This window comes from Caballeronia humi (genome assembly GCF_001544475.1).
GTDB classification, from domain to species: domain Bacteria; phylum Pseudomonadota; class Gammaproteobacteria; order Burkholderiales; family Burkholderiaceae; genus Caballeronia; species Caballeronia humi.
Genome location: NZ_FCNW02000082.1, coordinates 1 through 15,880 on the forward strand (window position 1 = coordinate 1; position 15,880 = coordinate 15,880).

The 15,880-nt window shown below is 59.5% G+C and carries 13 protein-coding genes and 2 pseudogenes; 11 read left to right on the top strand and 4 right to left on the bottom strand.

Translation table 11 applies throughout. The features are described 5' to 3' along the window. The coding region (locus AWB65_RS32280; RefSeq protein ID WP_125474121.1) for an aldehyde dehydrogenase family protein at positions 1–168 on the top strand (168 nt) is incomplete at its 5' end. 467 nt (positions 169–635) lie between these two features. Here AWB65_RS32280 and ltaE read toward each other — a convergent pair. Beyond that, positions 636–1,643 carry a low-specificity L-threonine aldolase gene (gene ltaE / locus AWB65_RS32285; protein WP_087670899.1) on the bottom strand — a complete coding sequence of 336 codons (1,008 nt, stop codon included), beginning with the start codon at positions 1,641–1,643 and terminating at the stop codon, positions 636–638. 158 nt (positions 1,644–1,801) lie between these two features. After that, positions 1,802–2,158 (bottom strand): annotated as a pseudogene (locus AWB65_RS32290) (aminotransferase-like domain-containing protein); the annotation flags it as partial. Between the two features lie 72 nt (positions 2,159–2,230). Here AWB65_RS32290 and AWB65_RS32295 point away from each other — a divergent pair. Beyond that, a complete protein-coding gene (locus tag AWB65_RS32295; RefSeq protein WP_235007950.1) occupies positions 2,231–3,109 on the top strand; it encodes an ATP-binding protein in 879 nt (292 codons plus the stop codon). A gap of 588 nt (positions 3,110–3,697) precedes the next feature. On the opposite strand, the gene AWB65_RS32300 is transcribed toward AWB65_RS32295, so the two are convergent. Continuing rightward, on the bottom strand, positions 3,698–4,624 hold the full coding sequence (locus tag AWB65_RS32300) for a response regulator (RefSeq protein ID WP_087670901.1): 927 nt from the start codon (positions 4,622–4,624) through the stop codon (positions 3,698–3,700). A gap of 829 nt (positions 4,625–5,453) precedes the next feature. Next, the gene (locus tag AWB65_RS32305; RefSeq protein WP_200821850.1) at positions 5,454–6,395 is read right to left on the bottom strand and encodes a PQQ-binding-like beta-propeller repeat protein; all 942 of its coding nucleotides are present in this window, start codon (positions 6,393–6,395) and stop codon (positions 5,454–5,456) included. On the opposite strand from AWB65_RS32305, the gene AWB65_RS32310 reads away from it, so the two are divergent. The 9 genes and pseudogenes from AWB65_RS32310 (at position 6,374) to AWB65_RS32350 (ending at position 15,735) form a co-directional block, all read left to right on the top strand. Further along, positions 6,374–6,739, top strand: coding sequence for a flavin reductase family protein (locus AWB65_RS32310; protein ID WP_200821851.1), 366 nt, complete (start codon positions 6,374–6,376; stop codon positions 6,737–6,739). The genes AWB65_RS32305 and AWB65_RS32310 overlap by 22 nt on opposite strands. 495 nt (positions 6,740–7,234) lie before the next feature. Next, positions 7,235–9,913, top strand: a pseudogene (gene mdeB, locus AWB65_RS32315) (alpha-ketoglutarate dehydrogenase). 77 nt (positions 9,914–9,990) lie between these two features. Next, positions 9,991–10,608 carry a VOC family protein gene (locus tag AWB65_RS32320; RefSeq protein ID WP_200821852.1) on the top strand — a complete coding sequence of 206 codons (618 nt, stop codon included), beginning with the start codon at positions 9,991–9,993 and terminating at the stop codon, positions 10,606–10,608. 16 nt (positions 10,609–10,624) lie between these two features. Then, positions 10,625–11,488: a fumarylacetoacetate hydrolase family protein gene (locus AWB65_RS32325; RefSeq protein WP_087670904.1), complete on the top strand. Its 864-nt coding sequence runs from the start codon at positions 10,625–10,627 to the stop codon at positions 11,486–11,488. A gap of 26 nt (positions 11,489–11,514) precedes the next feature. After that, positions 11,515–11,937, top strand: a complete 423-nt coding sequence (locus AWB65_RS32330) for a nuclear transport factor 2 family protein (protein WP_159907921.1) — start codon at positions 11,515–11,517, stop codon at positions 11,935–11,937. Continuing rightward, positions 11,915–12,847 carry a porin gene (locus AWB65_RS32335; protein WP_235007954.1) on the top strand — a complete coding sequence of 311 codons (933 nt, stop codon included), beginning with the start codon at positions 11,915–11,917 and terminating at the stop codon, positions 12,845–12,847. The genes AWB65_RS32330 and AWB65_RS32335 overlap by 23 nt, the downstream gene beginning before the upstream one ends. A 331-nt stretch (positions 12,848–13,178) precedes the next feature. Beyond that, positions 13,179–13,472 carry a LysR family transcriptional regulator gene (locus AWB65_RS32340; protein WP_235007956.1) on the top strand — a complete coding sequence of 98 codons (294 nt, stop codon included), beginning with the start codon at positions 13,179–13,181 and terminating at the stop codon, positions 13,470–13,472. Positions 13,473–13,735: 263 nt separating this feature from the next. Then, a complete protein-coding gene (locus tag AWB65_RS32345) occupies positions 13,736–14,671 on the top strand; it encodes a TauD/TfdA dioxygenase family protein (protein WP_087670908.1) in 936 nt (311 codons plus the stop codon). Positions 14,672–14,706: 35 nt separating this feature from the next. Continuing rightward, the gene (locus AWB65_RS32350) at positions 14,707–15,735 is read left to right on the top strand and encodes an ABC transporter substrate-binding protein (RefSeq protein ID WP_087670909.1); all 1,029 of its coding nucleotides are present in this window, start codon (positions 14,707–14,709) and stop codon (positions 15,733–15,735) included. Positions 15,736–15,880: the final 145 nt, after the last annotated feature.

Sequence of the window (15,880 nt, forward strand, 5' to 3'; positions counted from 1 at the left end):
CGCGTGGCGGAAGCGCTGGAATACGGCATGGTCGGCATCAATACCGGTTTGATTTCGAACGAAGTCGCGCCGTTTGGCGGTGTGAAGCAATCGGGTTTAGGTCGCGAAGGCTCGCATTACGGCATCGATGATTATGTCGTCATCAAGTATTTGTGTATGGCGGTTTAAGCAGGGCGCGCTTGTGCAAAAGGGAGGGTAAGCGTGCAGTTACGAATTCAAGGTGATCCGGTAACGGTGAAGCGACTTAGGACGTTTTCGATTCGAACTCTTGGCCCGCCAAGTGTCGCATCCTTCCCACCTTTTTGCTGATGCTTTCGGATCGCCGGCGATATTGCATCGTGAAGACGACGGATTACAGCGAGCGGACAAGGCATTCACTGGTGAGAAGCTCCCACTAGGGCATTGACCGGCGAAGACTATGAGCGCTTGCTCGAATTTCGCAAGCGCTCTCTACGCTTCTACCACTCCGTTCCTTGTTAGGCAATGCCGCTTGCCGACGTCACGCGAAGCGTGTTCGAGAGCCCATCCTACGTCTCAGCGTCTATACGCCATTCGACGTCTCATGCAGCATTCGTGCCCGCGCGACAATCGACCAAGACGCTGTCCACTCGCTCGTTTTCGTGCGCCCCGCTTGCTCAGATCGTCGCGAAATAACCCTTCACCGCGTCGATGAACGTATCGATATCCGCCCGCGACACATCCCGATGTGTAACGAACCGCGATGCATAAAGCATCTGGGTGAGAATGCCGCGCTCCTTGAGCCACGCTTCGAGCGGCACGCAATGCGCTTCCGGAATGCGCGCGAAGACCATGTTGGTGGCCTGCGACTGAATGCTGATGCCGTCGATCTGGCTCAACCCTTCGGCCAGACGCGCGGCGTTGGCGTGATCCTCGGCGAGTCCTTCGATGTGATGGTCCAGCGCATACAGACATGCCGCCGCGATCACGCCCGCCTGCCGCATTCCGCCGCCCAGCACCTTGCGCCACCGATGGGCGACCTCGATCAACGAGCGGCTGCCCACGAGCACTGAGCCGATTGGCGCGCCCAGACCCTTCGAGCAGCAAATGGAAATCGAATCGAACGGCGCCGTGAGTTCACCGACCGGCTTCCCCGATGCCACCGCTGCGTTGAAGACACGCGCGCCATCAAGGTGTGTCGCCAATCCGCATTCGCGTGCGAGTTTCGTCGCGGCTTGCACGTATTCTTCCAGCAGCAGCTTCCCGCCGATAGTGTTTTCGAGTGTGAGCAAACGCGAGCGCGCGAAATGATCGTCGATAGGCTTGATCGCGCCGATGATCTTTTCCAGCGGCAGCGAGCCGTCGGGCGCGTTTTCGATCGGCTGCGGCTGAATGCTGCCGAGTACGGCCGCGCCGCCGCCTTCGTACTTGTAGGTGTGCGCGGCCTGCCCCACGATGTATTCGTCGCCGCGCGCGCAATGCGCCATCAAAGCCGCGAGGTTGCTTTGCGTGCCGCTCGGAAAGAACAGGCCCGCTTCCTTGCCAGTGCGCTCGGCGAGCGCGTTCTGGAGTCGGATGACAGTGGGGTCGTCGCCCCAGACGTCATCGCCGGTTTCGGCTGCAGACATGGCGGCGAGCATCGGCTTGCTCGGACGGGTGACTGTGTCGCTGCGAAGGTCGATCATGCGGGCTTCCCTTTCCCTGGTCCTCATCGAGAAGCGCTATGGTACATAAGGTGCCCAAAGCCCGTCCGGTATTTGTTGCGTAAGCGCTACCTAACACGCACGCAGCAGGGCTCCTGAGATGTCGAATTGACAGACCACCGAGCCACGCGCTACACGTATCAAATTCTTTCAAATAGCGCACGCGGACGGTCTTTGGCGGTGCTCGCCAAGACCCGCAATCCGCTCACCAACTGCTCGCGGCTGCTTGCGCACGCGAGATTGATCCGCACGCCGTGCTCGATCTCCGAACGGTCCACCGCAACCGCCGACGACGGCATGACAACGACGCCGCGCGCTTTGGCATTCGCGGCGAAATCATCGGCTCGCCAGGGTAGCGGCAGCTTTAGCCAGGCGAATATGCACGCCGGGTCGGTCTGCAGCAGGTCCGGCGGTAACAGTTCCCGCGCCAGGTGCTGTCGCGCGCGAATTTCCGTGAGCTGAGCATCCATGATGTGCTGCGCGGTGCCATCCTCGATTCCCTTACTCACAGACTACTCGCGTTTTCCCGGCGTCAGACGCTCGATCCCAAACCGACGGATATAAATCGCTTGATCGGCAACCTCGAGGATCTGATCAGGCGGACGGTGAGTCCGTCAGTCATTGTCGATGTGGTCGGCGCGGGAGGTCTCTGGCTCACGGAAATCGATGCGTCGCAACTGGAAAACGCGTTGCTAAATCTGTGTATCAACGCGCGAGACGCGATGGCGCCCAATGGCGGAAGGTTGACCATCGAGACGGCCAACCAACGGCTCGACGTACGCGCGGCGGCCAAACTGGACGTGGGGGCCGGCCAATACATCTCCATCAGCGTGACAGATACTGGCTGCGGCATGTCGCCCGAGACGATTTCCCGCGCGTTCGATCCGTTTTTCACGACCAAGCCGATGGGGCAAGGCACCGGACTCGGACTGTCCATGGTCTACGGCTTCGTGCGTCAATCGGGAGGTCAGGTGCATGTCCACTCGGAGACAGGCCATGGAACAACCATGAGCCTGTACCTTCCGAGGTATGTCGGTGGCATTGAAGCTGAATCGGCGCACGTTCCGTCCGAGCCCCTCGAGCCGCACACGGAGGGGAAATGCGTACTGGTCGTTGAAGACGAAGAAGCGATTCGAGAGATCATCGTCGAGTTGCTGACGAGCGAGGGCTACATCGTTCTGTCCGCTTCGAGCGGCGTCGATGGACAGAAGATCTTTGAATCCGGCCGCAAGGTCGACTTGCTTCTGACCGATGTCGGACTTCCGGGAGGCATGAATGGCCGGCAGTTGGCGGACGCCGCACGCGTCGCGTGTCCTGAACTCGCGGTGATCTTCATGACAGGCTATGCTGAAGCCACCGTTGTGGGAAATGAATTTTTGGGCCGCGGAATGGCAGTTGTTACGAAGCCCTTTGACCTGGGCGCATTGATCATCAAGATCAGGGGATGATCGACGACCCCAGCAGGATGCCTTGATGTGGAGTCGCACCACTGGGGCATTCGCAAGTATGCATGCGGCAGTGCCATCGATAAATCCAAAAAAGCATAGCATCTATACAGCGCCCGATCGAAGTACTCAAGATGCCCGCGATGCTCTAGAAAGGTCCCGAGGGGCTTGTCGGATTTTTATTAGAATGTCTTCCGAAAGGGACCATTTGCTGCCCTGATACGCTTGCACGATGGATTTTCATTGAGGCGGCGGCCGTGGCATGAAACGCGACGGGACTTAGGGACTTGAGCGCGGTGGCGCGTATGCTCCCGCTTTGTCGACAGTTCGCGTCGATGGAATGCGTTCTGCAGGATGGGGCTGAAGCGCTTTCAAGGATAGACACCGGCTCTTCGATCATCGATTCGGACAGCGGTTGAGCGTCGTTGCGGGTAATGCCGCGCCCACAACCGTCTTTGTAATCGGGTCGGGATATCGTCGTCCGCTGCCGAGGAACTGGACCAAATATGCGCACTTGTATCTCGTAAGCGCTCTACGCGTCGAATCTCCCTCAGCGCAGCGAGGATTACGAGGCGAAGCCCATCTAACAGTTCACCCTCCGAGCCCTAGACGGACAGTTCGCGCGAGCTCATCAAGCTGGAACGGCTTGCGAAGGATCGCAAAGTTCTTCTGACTGTGCTTCGACATATCGATGTCCGCGTAACCCGTCGCGAGAATCACGCGCAGGTCGGCGCGGAGCTTTCGAGCTTGTTCGATCACGTCGACGCCGTTCATGCCGGGCATCGCAAAATCGACCATCAAAAGGTCGGGATTATCTGCAGAAAGTCGTTTAAGACCGCTCGGCCCGTCGGGAGCTTCGGTGACCGTGTACCCCAGAGTCTTGAGGCATTCGACCAGCATCGTGCGTACGTCCTCATCGTCCTCGACGACCAAAATCCGCTTTGCACTGGTTGCGTTTTGCTCGGCATTAACGAGCGTTGTAGTCTCTGACACTTCCTTCGCGCCCAGCGGAAGCCAGAGTTCCACTGTGGTGCCTGCTCCCGGCTGGCTTTCGATACGAGCCGTACCCCCGGCCTGCCGGGCGATTCCGTAGACCTGGCTCAGCCCCAAACCTGTTCCCTTGCCGATTGGCTTGGTCGTAAAGAAGGGATCGAAGACGTCGGCCAATGACGACATGCCGGCGTGCTGCATGCCCGCCCCGGCACCGTGCGCGAAGACATATAGGGCTCGCGCGTCCGCCGGCACTCGGAGGAGCGCAGAGACCTTAGAGCCGTCGGGCAGTGCCAGGGAAAGCGATTCTGGGTCGTCCATCGTATTCAGGTTCTGTCGTTGTGGCCTTTGCGCCGATGCATCAATGAGGCATCGGAGAGCGTTTGTGGCGGCCTCCAGCAGGGCTTTGCGCAGGTGGAGTTTGCCGGCCAATCCATGGAGCGCGCCCATCGTGAACGGCGCCGCAGTCGCGATGTGTCGGTTGACGACCGCAAGCCCGACCGCAACGTGATCCGCGCTTTGAGACATTTGCGAAATAGCACGCCTGCATCATTGTCAGCGAGCGGTTACGACACTGCAATCAGCGTCAAAGGAAGTTCTCGAAGGGCAGTTCATCTATCTGGCTCTCTGGAAGAGCATGTCCGGCAAAAAAAATTTCTGGGTTCGGCCATCTACGGATGATGGTCCACACCCTCACGATGACGTTCGAACGTCGCGCCCGTCCCGAAAGCAGCCGTCCATATGATACTGCGTCGAACGACACAAGCGGATCGGGTGCGCTGCTGGCGGTTGGTCGGCGCATTTTGCCGCGGCCTGTACGTGGGAACCCTCCAGTTTTTGGACTGGCTGGGCGTAGACTTGTGGTACGTCGTTACATAGGTTCAAAGTGCGTAGCCTCCCGCGATTGATAGGCGGTCAATTCTGTACGAGGGCGTACCGGCAGGCGAACTCGGTGAGGCGCAGTCAACTTAATTCCGCTCGCTGTCGAATTTCGGCTATCTCGTGTCGGTACGTCGTTCCAACTCCCGACCGGGCGGGTCCCCGATGGCAACAACTATGCACGTCAATCCCTGGCGGCGTCTCTTGCGATCCTCACGGGGCTACGCGGTATGATCGCCGTCGCAAGCTGCCTGAATAGCGCGGTCTATACCGCATAGCATCGTTCTCGCTCGTTACGTCCACCACCGATTCGTCGATCCTGCCAATGTGGTCCTTGCCTCGAAGATGTTGGCCTTCGCCGGGTGCGCCGCGAACTACATTGCATCCAAGTACGTGTTTAACACGCTGCCCGCCACGCCTCTGCGTTGGCTAAAGCAAAGTCGTGAATAGTGTCGATGCCAATTGAGCGCATCCACCGCTACAAGCCGTAAGCATGAATCTTGTGATCGGCGCCTGCGACGAAGAGTTGTCCATTGACGACCGTCGGCGACGTGAAGATGCCTCCCGTGACGCGGTCCGCATCGGGCAGGTTGTTGGTAACCCAAAGTTGTGCGCCACTCTGTGCATCGACTGCGAATACCTCACTTCCGATGCCGTCGGCGTAGTAAACAACACCGTTCGCGACGATGGGTGAGATCGACGGATTCTGTCCAGCCGAGTTCACGCCTACCGGCAGATTCCAAGCGATCGCGACCGAGCAGTCCGATTGAACCGACAACGCAACTAGGCCGTGCCGGACGATCCCCGAACTCGAATCGACCGGATTCCCAAGATAGATTCGATTGAGCACCGGATCGAATGCCGGCAGACCGATGAAATTGCCCGCCGGTGTGCTGCGGCCGATCTGAAAAGAATAGATGGTACCGTCGGCAAGCGTATTGCTGTCGTAGATGTATAGCCTGCCGGTCTTCTGCATCGCGGCCAGCATCGGATGACATGCGGCGGTCTGAAAGAGCAGGGGCGTTGCGCCGAAGTCCACGTCGATGGTGGTCGAGAGCGGCGGCGCGTTGGCCGCATCGAGCGTCAGGTCCGCCGTGAGCCTGACGACGTGTTCGGCGTAAGGAGCGTTCTGCGCATTAGGAAACGCGTGCCCGGTGGCGGTGTACACCCATCGACCGTTCGGCGAGATCGATACACCGCCCGGACCCCAAATTCCGCCGCCATCCGGACCGGTCGCGCCCGTCGTGTACCACCTTTGCAGTATCGCGCCGTTCGTCGTCGATACACGCACGATCTGGCCATGATAAGGTCGCACGTCGCATGGGCTGGCGGTGGCGATGTAGATATCGGAGCCGCTCAGCGTCGGACTGCCGAACACAATCGTCTTCGGCGAGGCGTTTGCTGCGTCGTCGCGCGTCACGCTTCAATCAGTGGGTGAGCGAAGGGGTGCGATATGGCATCAACTTTCTTGCCGAGGATCAGCGCGCCTTGAGCGGGCATTTCGGGGGGCGGCCGGTTGAGGGAATCGAGGAGCCGTTTTGCGAACAGCAGGGCACACCATTGCTCAATGGAAGCCTCGTACAGATTGTCGTGCGTACGGTAGACGTACATCCCGCCGGGGATCATCTGCTCTATATCGCTGAAGTCGAGTCACTACGTTTTGGTCAACAGCGCCGTCCGCTGATCTTCTATAGCGGCAAATACCAACAAGTCCATACTCACACGCCGATGATCACGGCGAGCGGTTGTGTCGAGGGCTGGTAGGGGCGAGAGATACGGCGACCCACCGAGTCGGGCGGATGTTCGGCTTAGATCGGCGTGCAGGTGCGAGACTGGTTGACGGTGATTTCGTCGCGCAGTTGAAAGGGGCGTGCGGAGGAGCAAATGGATAGGAAATCAAGTTCTTTACGGTTAGTTATCCAGAAATGGTTCGAGGTGAGTCCGACTGTGACGCCGCATATCAATCGGCTTGTTCGCGGACCTTCGGGTCCACGCCGTTACTTGGCTGTCGAGGCGTTGCGATCCGCAGATGCAGTGTGCATTTATTTTTTTCGGCATCGCGACGGCTCTTGGCAAGTGTTTCCCGCTGATCCTGAGCGCCCGACATTCGGCGTGTATTTATCGACGAACTGAATCGTCGAGAGCTGGAGCGACTCAAGGCAGCAATTGCCAATCGACAGTAGAGCAGTCACCGCGACGAAGGCCATCGGGGTTCGGCGGCCCTGACTTAACAAATGTTTCAAATATGAGCATATCAATATGAAGTCAGATCCTATTGAACTGTTGCGTGGCATCGAGCGGCAGCCTAAAGAACGCGACGCGGACGAGCAGGAGACCAGCGAATGGCTGGATGCGTTGGAAGGGGTGGCGCGTGTGGCGGGGGTAGACCGCGTCACGTTCCTGCTGCAGCGGCTTGCCGAGCACGCGAGCCATCTGGGTGTGTCGCCCGCTGCGCATCCCTATTCGCTGTACCAGAACACCATCGCGCTAGAGGCCCAACCGGCCTATCCGGGCGATCTCGCGATGGAAGAGCGCATCACCTCGATCATCCGCTGGAACGCGCTGGCAATGGTCGCGAAGGCCAACAAGGCATATGGCGAGCTGGGCGGGCACATCGCGAGCTACGCGTCCGCAGCCGAGATCTTCGAGGTGGGATTCAACCACTTCTTCCACGCCGATAGCGAATCCGCGAAGGGCGACCTGGTCTACTTCCAGCCGCACTCGGCGCCCGGTGTTTATGCGCGAGCCTTTCTCGAGGGCCGACTCGATGAGGAACATCTGAACCGCTATCGCCAGGAAGTCGACGGCGGCGGACTGTGCTCCTATCCACATCCGTGGCTGATGCCCGAGTTCTGGCAATTCCCGACCGGCTCGATGGGCATCGGTCCGATCAGTTCGATTTACCAGGCGCGCTTTCTGCGCTACCTAGAACATCGCGGCCTAGCCGATACGAGCCAGCGCCGCGTGTGGGGCGTGTTCGGTGACGGCGAAATGGACGAGCCGGAGTCGATCGCGGCGCTCTCGCTCGCCGCGCGCGAGAAGCTCGACAATCTCACCTTCGTGATCAACTGCAACCTGCAGCGGCTCGATGGGCCGGTGCGCGGCAACGGCCAGATCATCCAGGAACTGGAGTCGATTTTCACGGGTGCCGGCTGGAATGTGATCAAGGTGATCTGGGGCTCGGACTGGGACGTGCTCTTTGCGCGGGACCACAACCACGTGCTGTTGCGTCGTTTCGCCGAAACGGTGGACGGCCAGTATCAGACCCTCGGCGCGAATGACGGCGCGTACAACCGGACTCACTTTTTCGATCTCGATCCGGAGCTGCAGGCGCTGGTGTCGCATATGTCACCCGCTGAGATTGATGGATTGCGTCGCGGCGGGCACGATTTCCGCAAGCTGTATGCCGCTTTTGACGCGGCATCGAAGCATCGCGGCGGGCCCACCGTCATTCTCGCCAAGACCAAGAAGGGCTTTGGCATGGGTCACGCTGGCGAATCGCGCAACACCTCGCATCAGCAGAAGAAGCTCGACGTGGACGCGCTCAAAGCGTTCCGAGACCGCTTCGCGCTGCCGCTGGACGACGAGGCGGTAGCCGAGATGCGCCTCTATAAACCTGCCGACGACAGCCCGGAGCAGCGCTACCTGCACGCACGGCGCGCAGCGCTGAACGGCTATATGCCCAAGCGCACCACGCGCGCGCCATCTGTGCCGGTGCCGCCGCTCGCCAGCTACGCGAAGTTCGCGTTGGAGCCTGACGCGCGCGATATCTCGACCACCACCGCGGCGGTGCGTCTGTTCACCAACCTGCTCAAGGACAAGGAACTCGGCCCGCGCATCGTGCCGATCGTCGCGGACGAGGCGCGCACCTTCGGCATGGCGAATCTGTTCAGGCAGGTGGGTATCTACTCGCCTCTGGGACAGCTGTACGAGCCAGAGGATGCGGGCTCGATGCTGTACTACAAGGAATCCAAAGACGGACAGCTGCTCGAGGAAGGCATCACCGAGGCCGGCGCGATATCGTCCTGGGTAGCTGCGGCGACCTCCTACAGTGTGAACGGCGTGGCAATGCTGCCGTTCTACATCTACTACTCGATGTTCGGCTTCCAGCGTGTGGGCGATCTGATCTGGGCCGCGGCCGATCAGCGTGCGCGCGGCTTCCTGATCGGTGCGACCGCAGGCCGCACGACGCTCTCGGGCGAAGGTCTGCAGCATCAGGACGGCACCAGCCACCTGATCGCCTCGAGCGTGCCGAATTGCCGGGCCTAAGATCCGGCGTTTTCCAGCGAAGTGGCCGTGATTGTCGATCACGGCAGCCGCCGCATGCTCGAGGAACAGCACGACGAGTTCTATTACCTCACGGTCACCAACGAGAACTACGCGCAGGCGCCGCTCGACGCGGATGCGCATGCTGACGTCATCAGGGGCATGCGGCGCTTTGGTGCGCGCGGTAAGGAAGGCGTGACGCCCGCGGTGCGCCTGCTTGGCTCGGGCGCGATCCTGCGTGAGGTCATCGCGGCCGCGGATCTGCTGGCAGCCGACTGGGACATTGCCGCCGAGATCTGGAGCGTGACCAGTTTCTCCGAGCTGGCGCGCGACGCACGGAGCGTCGAACGCGATGCGATGTTCGGTGCGCAGAGCGCGGCGCAAAGCCATGTGGCGCGCTGTCTGGCTGGCGATGCGCCGGTGATTGCCGCAAGTGATTACGTGCGCGCCTATGCCCAGTTGATCGCCTCCTATATCGAGGCGCTGTACATCGCGCTCGGCACCGACGGGTTTGGGCGCAGCGATACGCGCCCGGCGCTGCGACGCTTCTTTGAGGTGGACCGGTACCACATTGTGCTGGCGGCGCTGTCAACAATTGATCGCGCGAAGCACGCTCAGGCACTGCAACGCTACGACATCGAGATCGGGCCGGACGCGCCCTGGAACCGCTAGTCCAATGAATCGCCGCACTAAAGGATCTGCTCTGACGCGGACCTCACCTGGATTCACCCGAAGAGAGGAGACATAGCATGAGTACAACGCAAGCATCGCAATCGGCACAAGCGGCGCAGTCGGCGCAGTCGGCGCAGCCGCAGGCGTCCGGCACGGCCGAGCGTGTCGTGCCGTTCAAGATGGCGCATCTGGTCTACCGTTGCCGCCAGCGCGACGAGACGGTGGCCTGGTATCTGCAACTGTTCCAGGCGCATGTCGTGTTCAAGGACGACGTGCTCACTTTCATCACCTACGACGACGAGCATCATCGTCTGGCGTTTTTCAACATGCCTGATATCCCGCCAAAGGGCGAAGACATCGCAGGGGTGCACCACGTCGCCTACAGCTTTCGCACGATCGGCGAGCTCCTTCAGACCTACGTGCGCGTCAAGGCTGCGGGGATCCTGCCTTACTGGTGTATCAATCACGGCCCGACCACCTCGCTCTATTTCCATGACCCGGAAGGTAACCATATCGAGTTCCAGGCCGATAACGGCGACGATCCGGGCGCGTATTTCCATTCGGAAGACTTTGCGAAGAACCCGATCGGCGTCGAATTCGATCCCGACCAACTCGTCAGCATGTGGCAAGCGGGCGCGACCGACGCCGAATTGAGCAAGGTCGGCGCAGCGACGACCGGCAAATCCAGCTTTTAACAAACGGAACGCTCTGATGAAACTCGTGACATTCTGCCTGCCGGACGGCAGGCCGGAGATCGGTGCGCTTGTCGATGGCGGCATCATGCAGATTTCGAAACACCTCGCCGATGCGCCCAACTACATGATCGGACTGATCGAAGGATGGTCGGCATTCAGGGACCGTCTGCAGGCGTTGACGGCGAGCGCACCTGTCGATCACGTGCTTGATGCGGTCACGCTGCTCGCACCCGTGCCGCGCCCACCGAAGATCCTCGGTATCGGCCTGAACTATGCGGACCATCTTGCCGAGTCCGGCATGGACAAACCTGCCGATCAGTTGTGGTTCGCCAAGATGCCGACCTCCGCCACGGGCCCGTTCGCGCCGATCGATCTGCCGCGCGTATCGGAACAGCTCGACTACGAAGCCGAACTCGCATTCGTGATCGGCAAACGCTGCCGGCACGTGCCGCGCGTGCGCGCTCATGAGGTGATTTTTGGTTATTGCGTGGCCAATGACGTGAGCGTGCGCGACTGGCAGGTGCGCACTTCCCAGTTCATGCTTGGCAAATCGTTCGACACGCATGCGCCGTTCGGGCCATCAATCGTCACCGCCGACGAAATCGCCGACCCGCATTCGCTGGGCATCCGCTGTTTCGTGAACGGGGAAAAGCGTCAGGATTCCAACACCCGCGAACTCATCTTCAACTGCTTCGAGCAGGTCGAGCACCTCTCCAAGGTAATGACCCTTGAGCCGGGTGACCTGATTCTTTCCGGCACGCCGGGTGGCGTCGGTGTCGGCAGCAAACCGCCGCGTTGGTTACGTGCGGGCGATCGCGTCAAGGTAGAGATCGACGGTATCGGTGCAATCGAGAACATCGTGCAGACCGAAGCCAAGTGATCCCGATAGCTGCAATGGAGAAAGGAATGAACGAAGCAGACGTCCAGCAGGAAGTCATCCGACTCGAGCAGGCGCGTTGCCGGGCCCTCATTGAGGCAGACATCGGTTCACTGGAGAAGCTCGTGTCTGACGACGTGGTTCATGTGCATGCGAACGGAAAGACGGACGACAAGGCAGCGTATCTGTCGATGGTCGAAAAACAAATCCGCTTCCTGGAAGCAAGTCGCCAGGAACTCGACGTCCGGGTCTACGGCGACGCTGCGATCGCGACCGGGCGGCTCGATCAAGTCATCGAACTGAAACAGACCGCGCAGCGAATCAACATGCACGTGATGACCACCCAGGTCTGGGTGAAACGCGACGCGATCTGGCAGCAAGTGAGCCAGTCACAATGTCAAATTGGAGGATTCGATCTGGACACCCAGCTTGTGGGGAATCCGAGGCATTGAAGATCTCGGCGGTGGATATAAGACCGTATTCGAATTTCAGTCTCAATTTTCCGTTAACAACGGTGCAGGAATTCCCGGACCCGGCGCCAACTTCGACCGTCAAGCCTTCGTAGGTGTGGAGAAAACCGGGCTCGGACGAATCTCGTTCGGCAAGCAGTTCAACCTGATGGCGGACTTCTTGTTTTTCCCGCCTGCGATGCTGGATGGTGCCTTCATGTATGGGGGGCTATACAACATGCGTCAGGGTCCATTCGCTGCGCTTGAGATCCCGCAGAACCCGACTGGCGCGTTTGACTTCGACCAGACTGCGGGAACCTCCCGGGTCTCGAACTCGGTAAAGGTGACTTCAGTGTCCTTCGCGGGTCTGCGCGTGGGCGCGATGTATGGATTCGGAAATAGCCCTGGCTCATTGTCTGCCGATAACACTATCGGCTTCGGCGTTAACTATACGATCGAAGGCTTCGGCGCGGGGGCGGCCTACAACGAAACAAAATATGTGTCGCTCAACGAGGGCCACGACGGTATTCGTAACTTCGGTGCGGGCGTCAGCCAGACACTGGGAAAATTCTATCTGAACGCGTTATACACAAACACACGGAACACATTGACCGGCGGCGTGATTCACGCGACGCAGGTTGGCGCGCTCTACTCTTTCATGCCTGATCTGCGTTTGGGGGGCAACTATCAATACATGAAGGGCAATGCCACGTTGACCAACAACAAGGCGCAACAGGTAACGACCACCGTCCAATACTTTTTGTCCAAGCGAACCGTGATTTACGCCGAGGCAGCCTATCAATGGACTGGCGGCGACGTTGAAGGTAGTCATAACGCCTGGATCAACGGGGAAGGTCCGTCGAACACCACCCATCAACTCGTAGGTCGTGCAGGGCTTCAAACGACGTTCTGAGGATGTGCGATGCGAGCCAGTCAGTTGCAACCCGGCCGTTATCTCTCGGCTGTTACGCAGCAGTAGCTAGCCCAAAAAGAAAGGATAAGCGCGGAACACCGCCTACGAACGGGGCGCCGTTGTAATCGTCGCGCCGCGTCCGGGATTGTTATGGGTTGAGGGACGGTTGCTTTTCAAACTGACACCCCGACTGCGAGAAACTCTTCTACTGATTCCCGTTGGCCGGCCTGCGTCATGCGGGTTTTTCAGTAGCAAAGGACTCGATCGCTCATTGTGCCCACGCGGTAAGCAACGAACACCCGCATACAAGTGCATTGTCGAACGGATCAGATTGGCTTACCGGAAGGTCGATCCCTGGAAGGGAAAAGATCTTTACTTTTTAACGGTATTAGAAAATGGAGACGGGTGTGTGGATATAGCAAAGAATATGAAGGTTGTCATGCGTGTCGCTGAAACAGGTAGTTTCACAGCGGCGGCAAAGCTTTCTGACATTGCGACCGGCCAAGTATCCCGGATCATTTCCGAGATGGAACTCCATCTTCGTACCCGGCTGCTCATCCGAACGACGCGCAAGGTAGTTCTGACGGAGGCGGGGCAGCGTTACCTGCGAGCCGCGGATCAATGACGACATCAGCATTTGGCTGCCGCAACAAGCAAGTCGCGCGCTCAAGCGGCCGATCGGTAGACCTTGAACTATGGTCGACGACCTTCTTTTCAGCAAAATAACGCCTGAAGCAAAGCTATCTCCACGCGAGCTTGACTGTCTCTATGCAACGCTGACATATGCGATCTCGCATTGCACGCATATGTATCGGCGAATTGGTTGGTTGTTCCTGCGGCGCGCGTTTGATTTCATGAGCGACGTCACCGACCAACAGGAGAAACGCCATGAGCGCAGTGCTCGACCAGCCGTCGTCGCAATCCGCCAATCCCCATCAGGAGCTTCGGGTCCGACGCTACAAGCCGCTTGTCGGCGCCGTGATAGAGAACGTCGATCTGTCGCAGCCGTTGAGCGAGGAGAATCGACGCGACTTGAATCAGGCGCTCGTCGATCACGGCGTGATCTTCATTCGCGAGCAGACCCTCTCGCCAGCGCAGCACGTCGGGCTGGCAAAGGTTTTCGGCAACCCCATTCGCAAGAACATCTATTTGCCAGCTGTAGCGGAGTACCCGGAAATCGAGGTGATCGCACACAGTGACAAGACTCGCTCGGGCGGCACGGATAACTGGCACGTCGATGTGTCATGGCAACTGCAGCCGCCCAAGGCAACCGTTCTGCATGCGCAAGAGATTCCGGAAGGAGGCGGCGGCGATACCATCTGGACCTCGTCTGCCGCTGTGTACGATCTGCTCGATCCGGACCTTGCCCGCTACTTCGAGAAACTGCGAGCAGTGAACACGTTTCTCGCCTCGCCCAAAAAGAATGCGCTCTCCGATCTGCTCGGTGGATATGAGCTGCCGGAAGGCACGCCGGCTGAATCGGTGGAGGAGGGCCTGGCGCGCGTCCGCGACGCCGCGCAGAAATTCCCGCCGATCGAAGTGCCCGTGATCAAGACCCACCCGGAAAACGGTCGCAAGCTCGTTTTTGTCAACGAGGGACACACGAGCCATCTGCTCGGTGTCTCGAAGACCGCCAGCCAGAGCCTGCTGAACTACCTCTACGACCTCGTCAAGACGCCCGAAGTGCAGGCGCGCTTCGAGTGGCGCGAAGGCGATGTCGCGATCTGGGACAACCGCCAGGTTCAGCACTACGCGGCACGCGACTACGGCTCCGCGCGTCGTCGCATTCACCGTGTGACGCTCGAACACGACGGCGTCTTCTGACCAGCCGAATCGCTCAACTGACTGTCAAGGCCATCATGAAAGCACTTTCACTGAATGCTGTGCGTCGCGCCTCGGGCCTGCTCGTGGCCGGCCTGGCCGCCATCGCGTCGGCGAATCCTGTTGCCGCGCAGACGCCCGAGAAGCTCGAATTGCGTTACCAGGGCTGGGCGAGCAAGGTCTTGCTTCCAGAGCTCGCCGAGGATCTCGGCTATCTTGCGCCGGTCAAGTTGAATTGGGTAGGTAACACGATCAGCGGCCCGCAAGACATTCAGGCAACCGTGACAGGTGACGTGGATTTCGGCGGAGCATTCAACGGCTCCATCGTGAAGCTCGTTGCCGCACACGCTCCGGTGAAAGCGGTGATTTCATACGTAGGTGCTGACAAGGAGACCAACGGCGGACTCTTCGTGCTGCAGGGGAGCCCGATCAGGAGCGCGCGTGACCTTGTCGGCCGGAGGATCGGCGTCAATACTCCTGGCGCCTACCAGCAGTATCTGGTGACCACGTATCTGGAGAAGTCCGGTGTATCGAAGGAGGACATCGGAAAGGTCACGTTCGTTCCGGCCCCGCCTGTCAATCTTGCACAACTGCTCAGGCGGAAGCAGCTCGACGCAATCTTCCTCGAGGACATCATCAAGGACAAGCTGCTCGCCGATGGAGGTGCGGAGCTGATCACGACCGACTACCAGCTACTCGGCTCATTCAGCTATGCGAGCTACGTTTTCACCGATCGCTTCATTCAGCAGAACCCGAACACGGTACGCAAGTTCGTCGACGGCACGGCGCGCGCGATCGAGTGGGCGAGACGTACGCCACGCGCGGAGGTCGTCGCGCGGTTGCAGAAGATCGTCCAGGCGCGTCATCGCAACGAGGACGCGACGATCGTCAACTACTGGAAATCGGTGGGCGTCGGCGGCAAGGGCGGGGTGATCAGTGTAGCGGACTTCTCGACCTACATCGACTGGTACGTGACCAACGGCGTGCTCAAGCCCGGCCAGGTCAAAACGAGCGACATCTATTCGAACCAGTTCAACCCGTTCGGCCAGTCGGTCGCGAGCCAGTGAGCCGCACGACGTTGTCGAAACTCGAAAGGGTAAAGCGCATATGAGTGCCGCAATCACTGTACGGAACGTCGGTAAGCGCTAAATTGAGCACACGGCCTACGTATGAGCGTAGCCCAGCACCGTGAATTTGCTAGCGGGCAAGCGG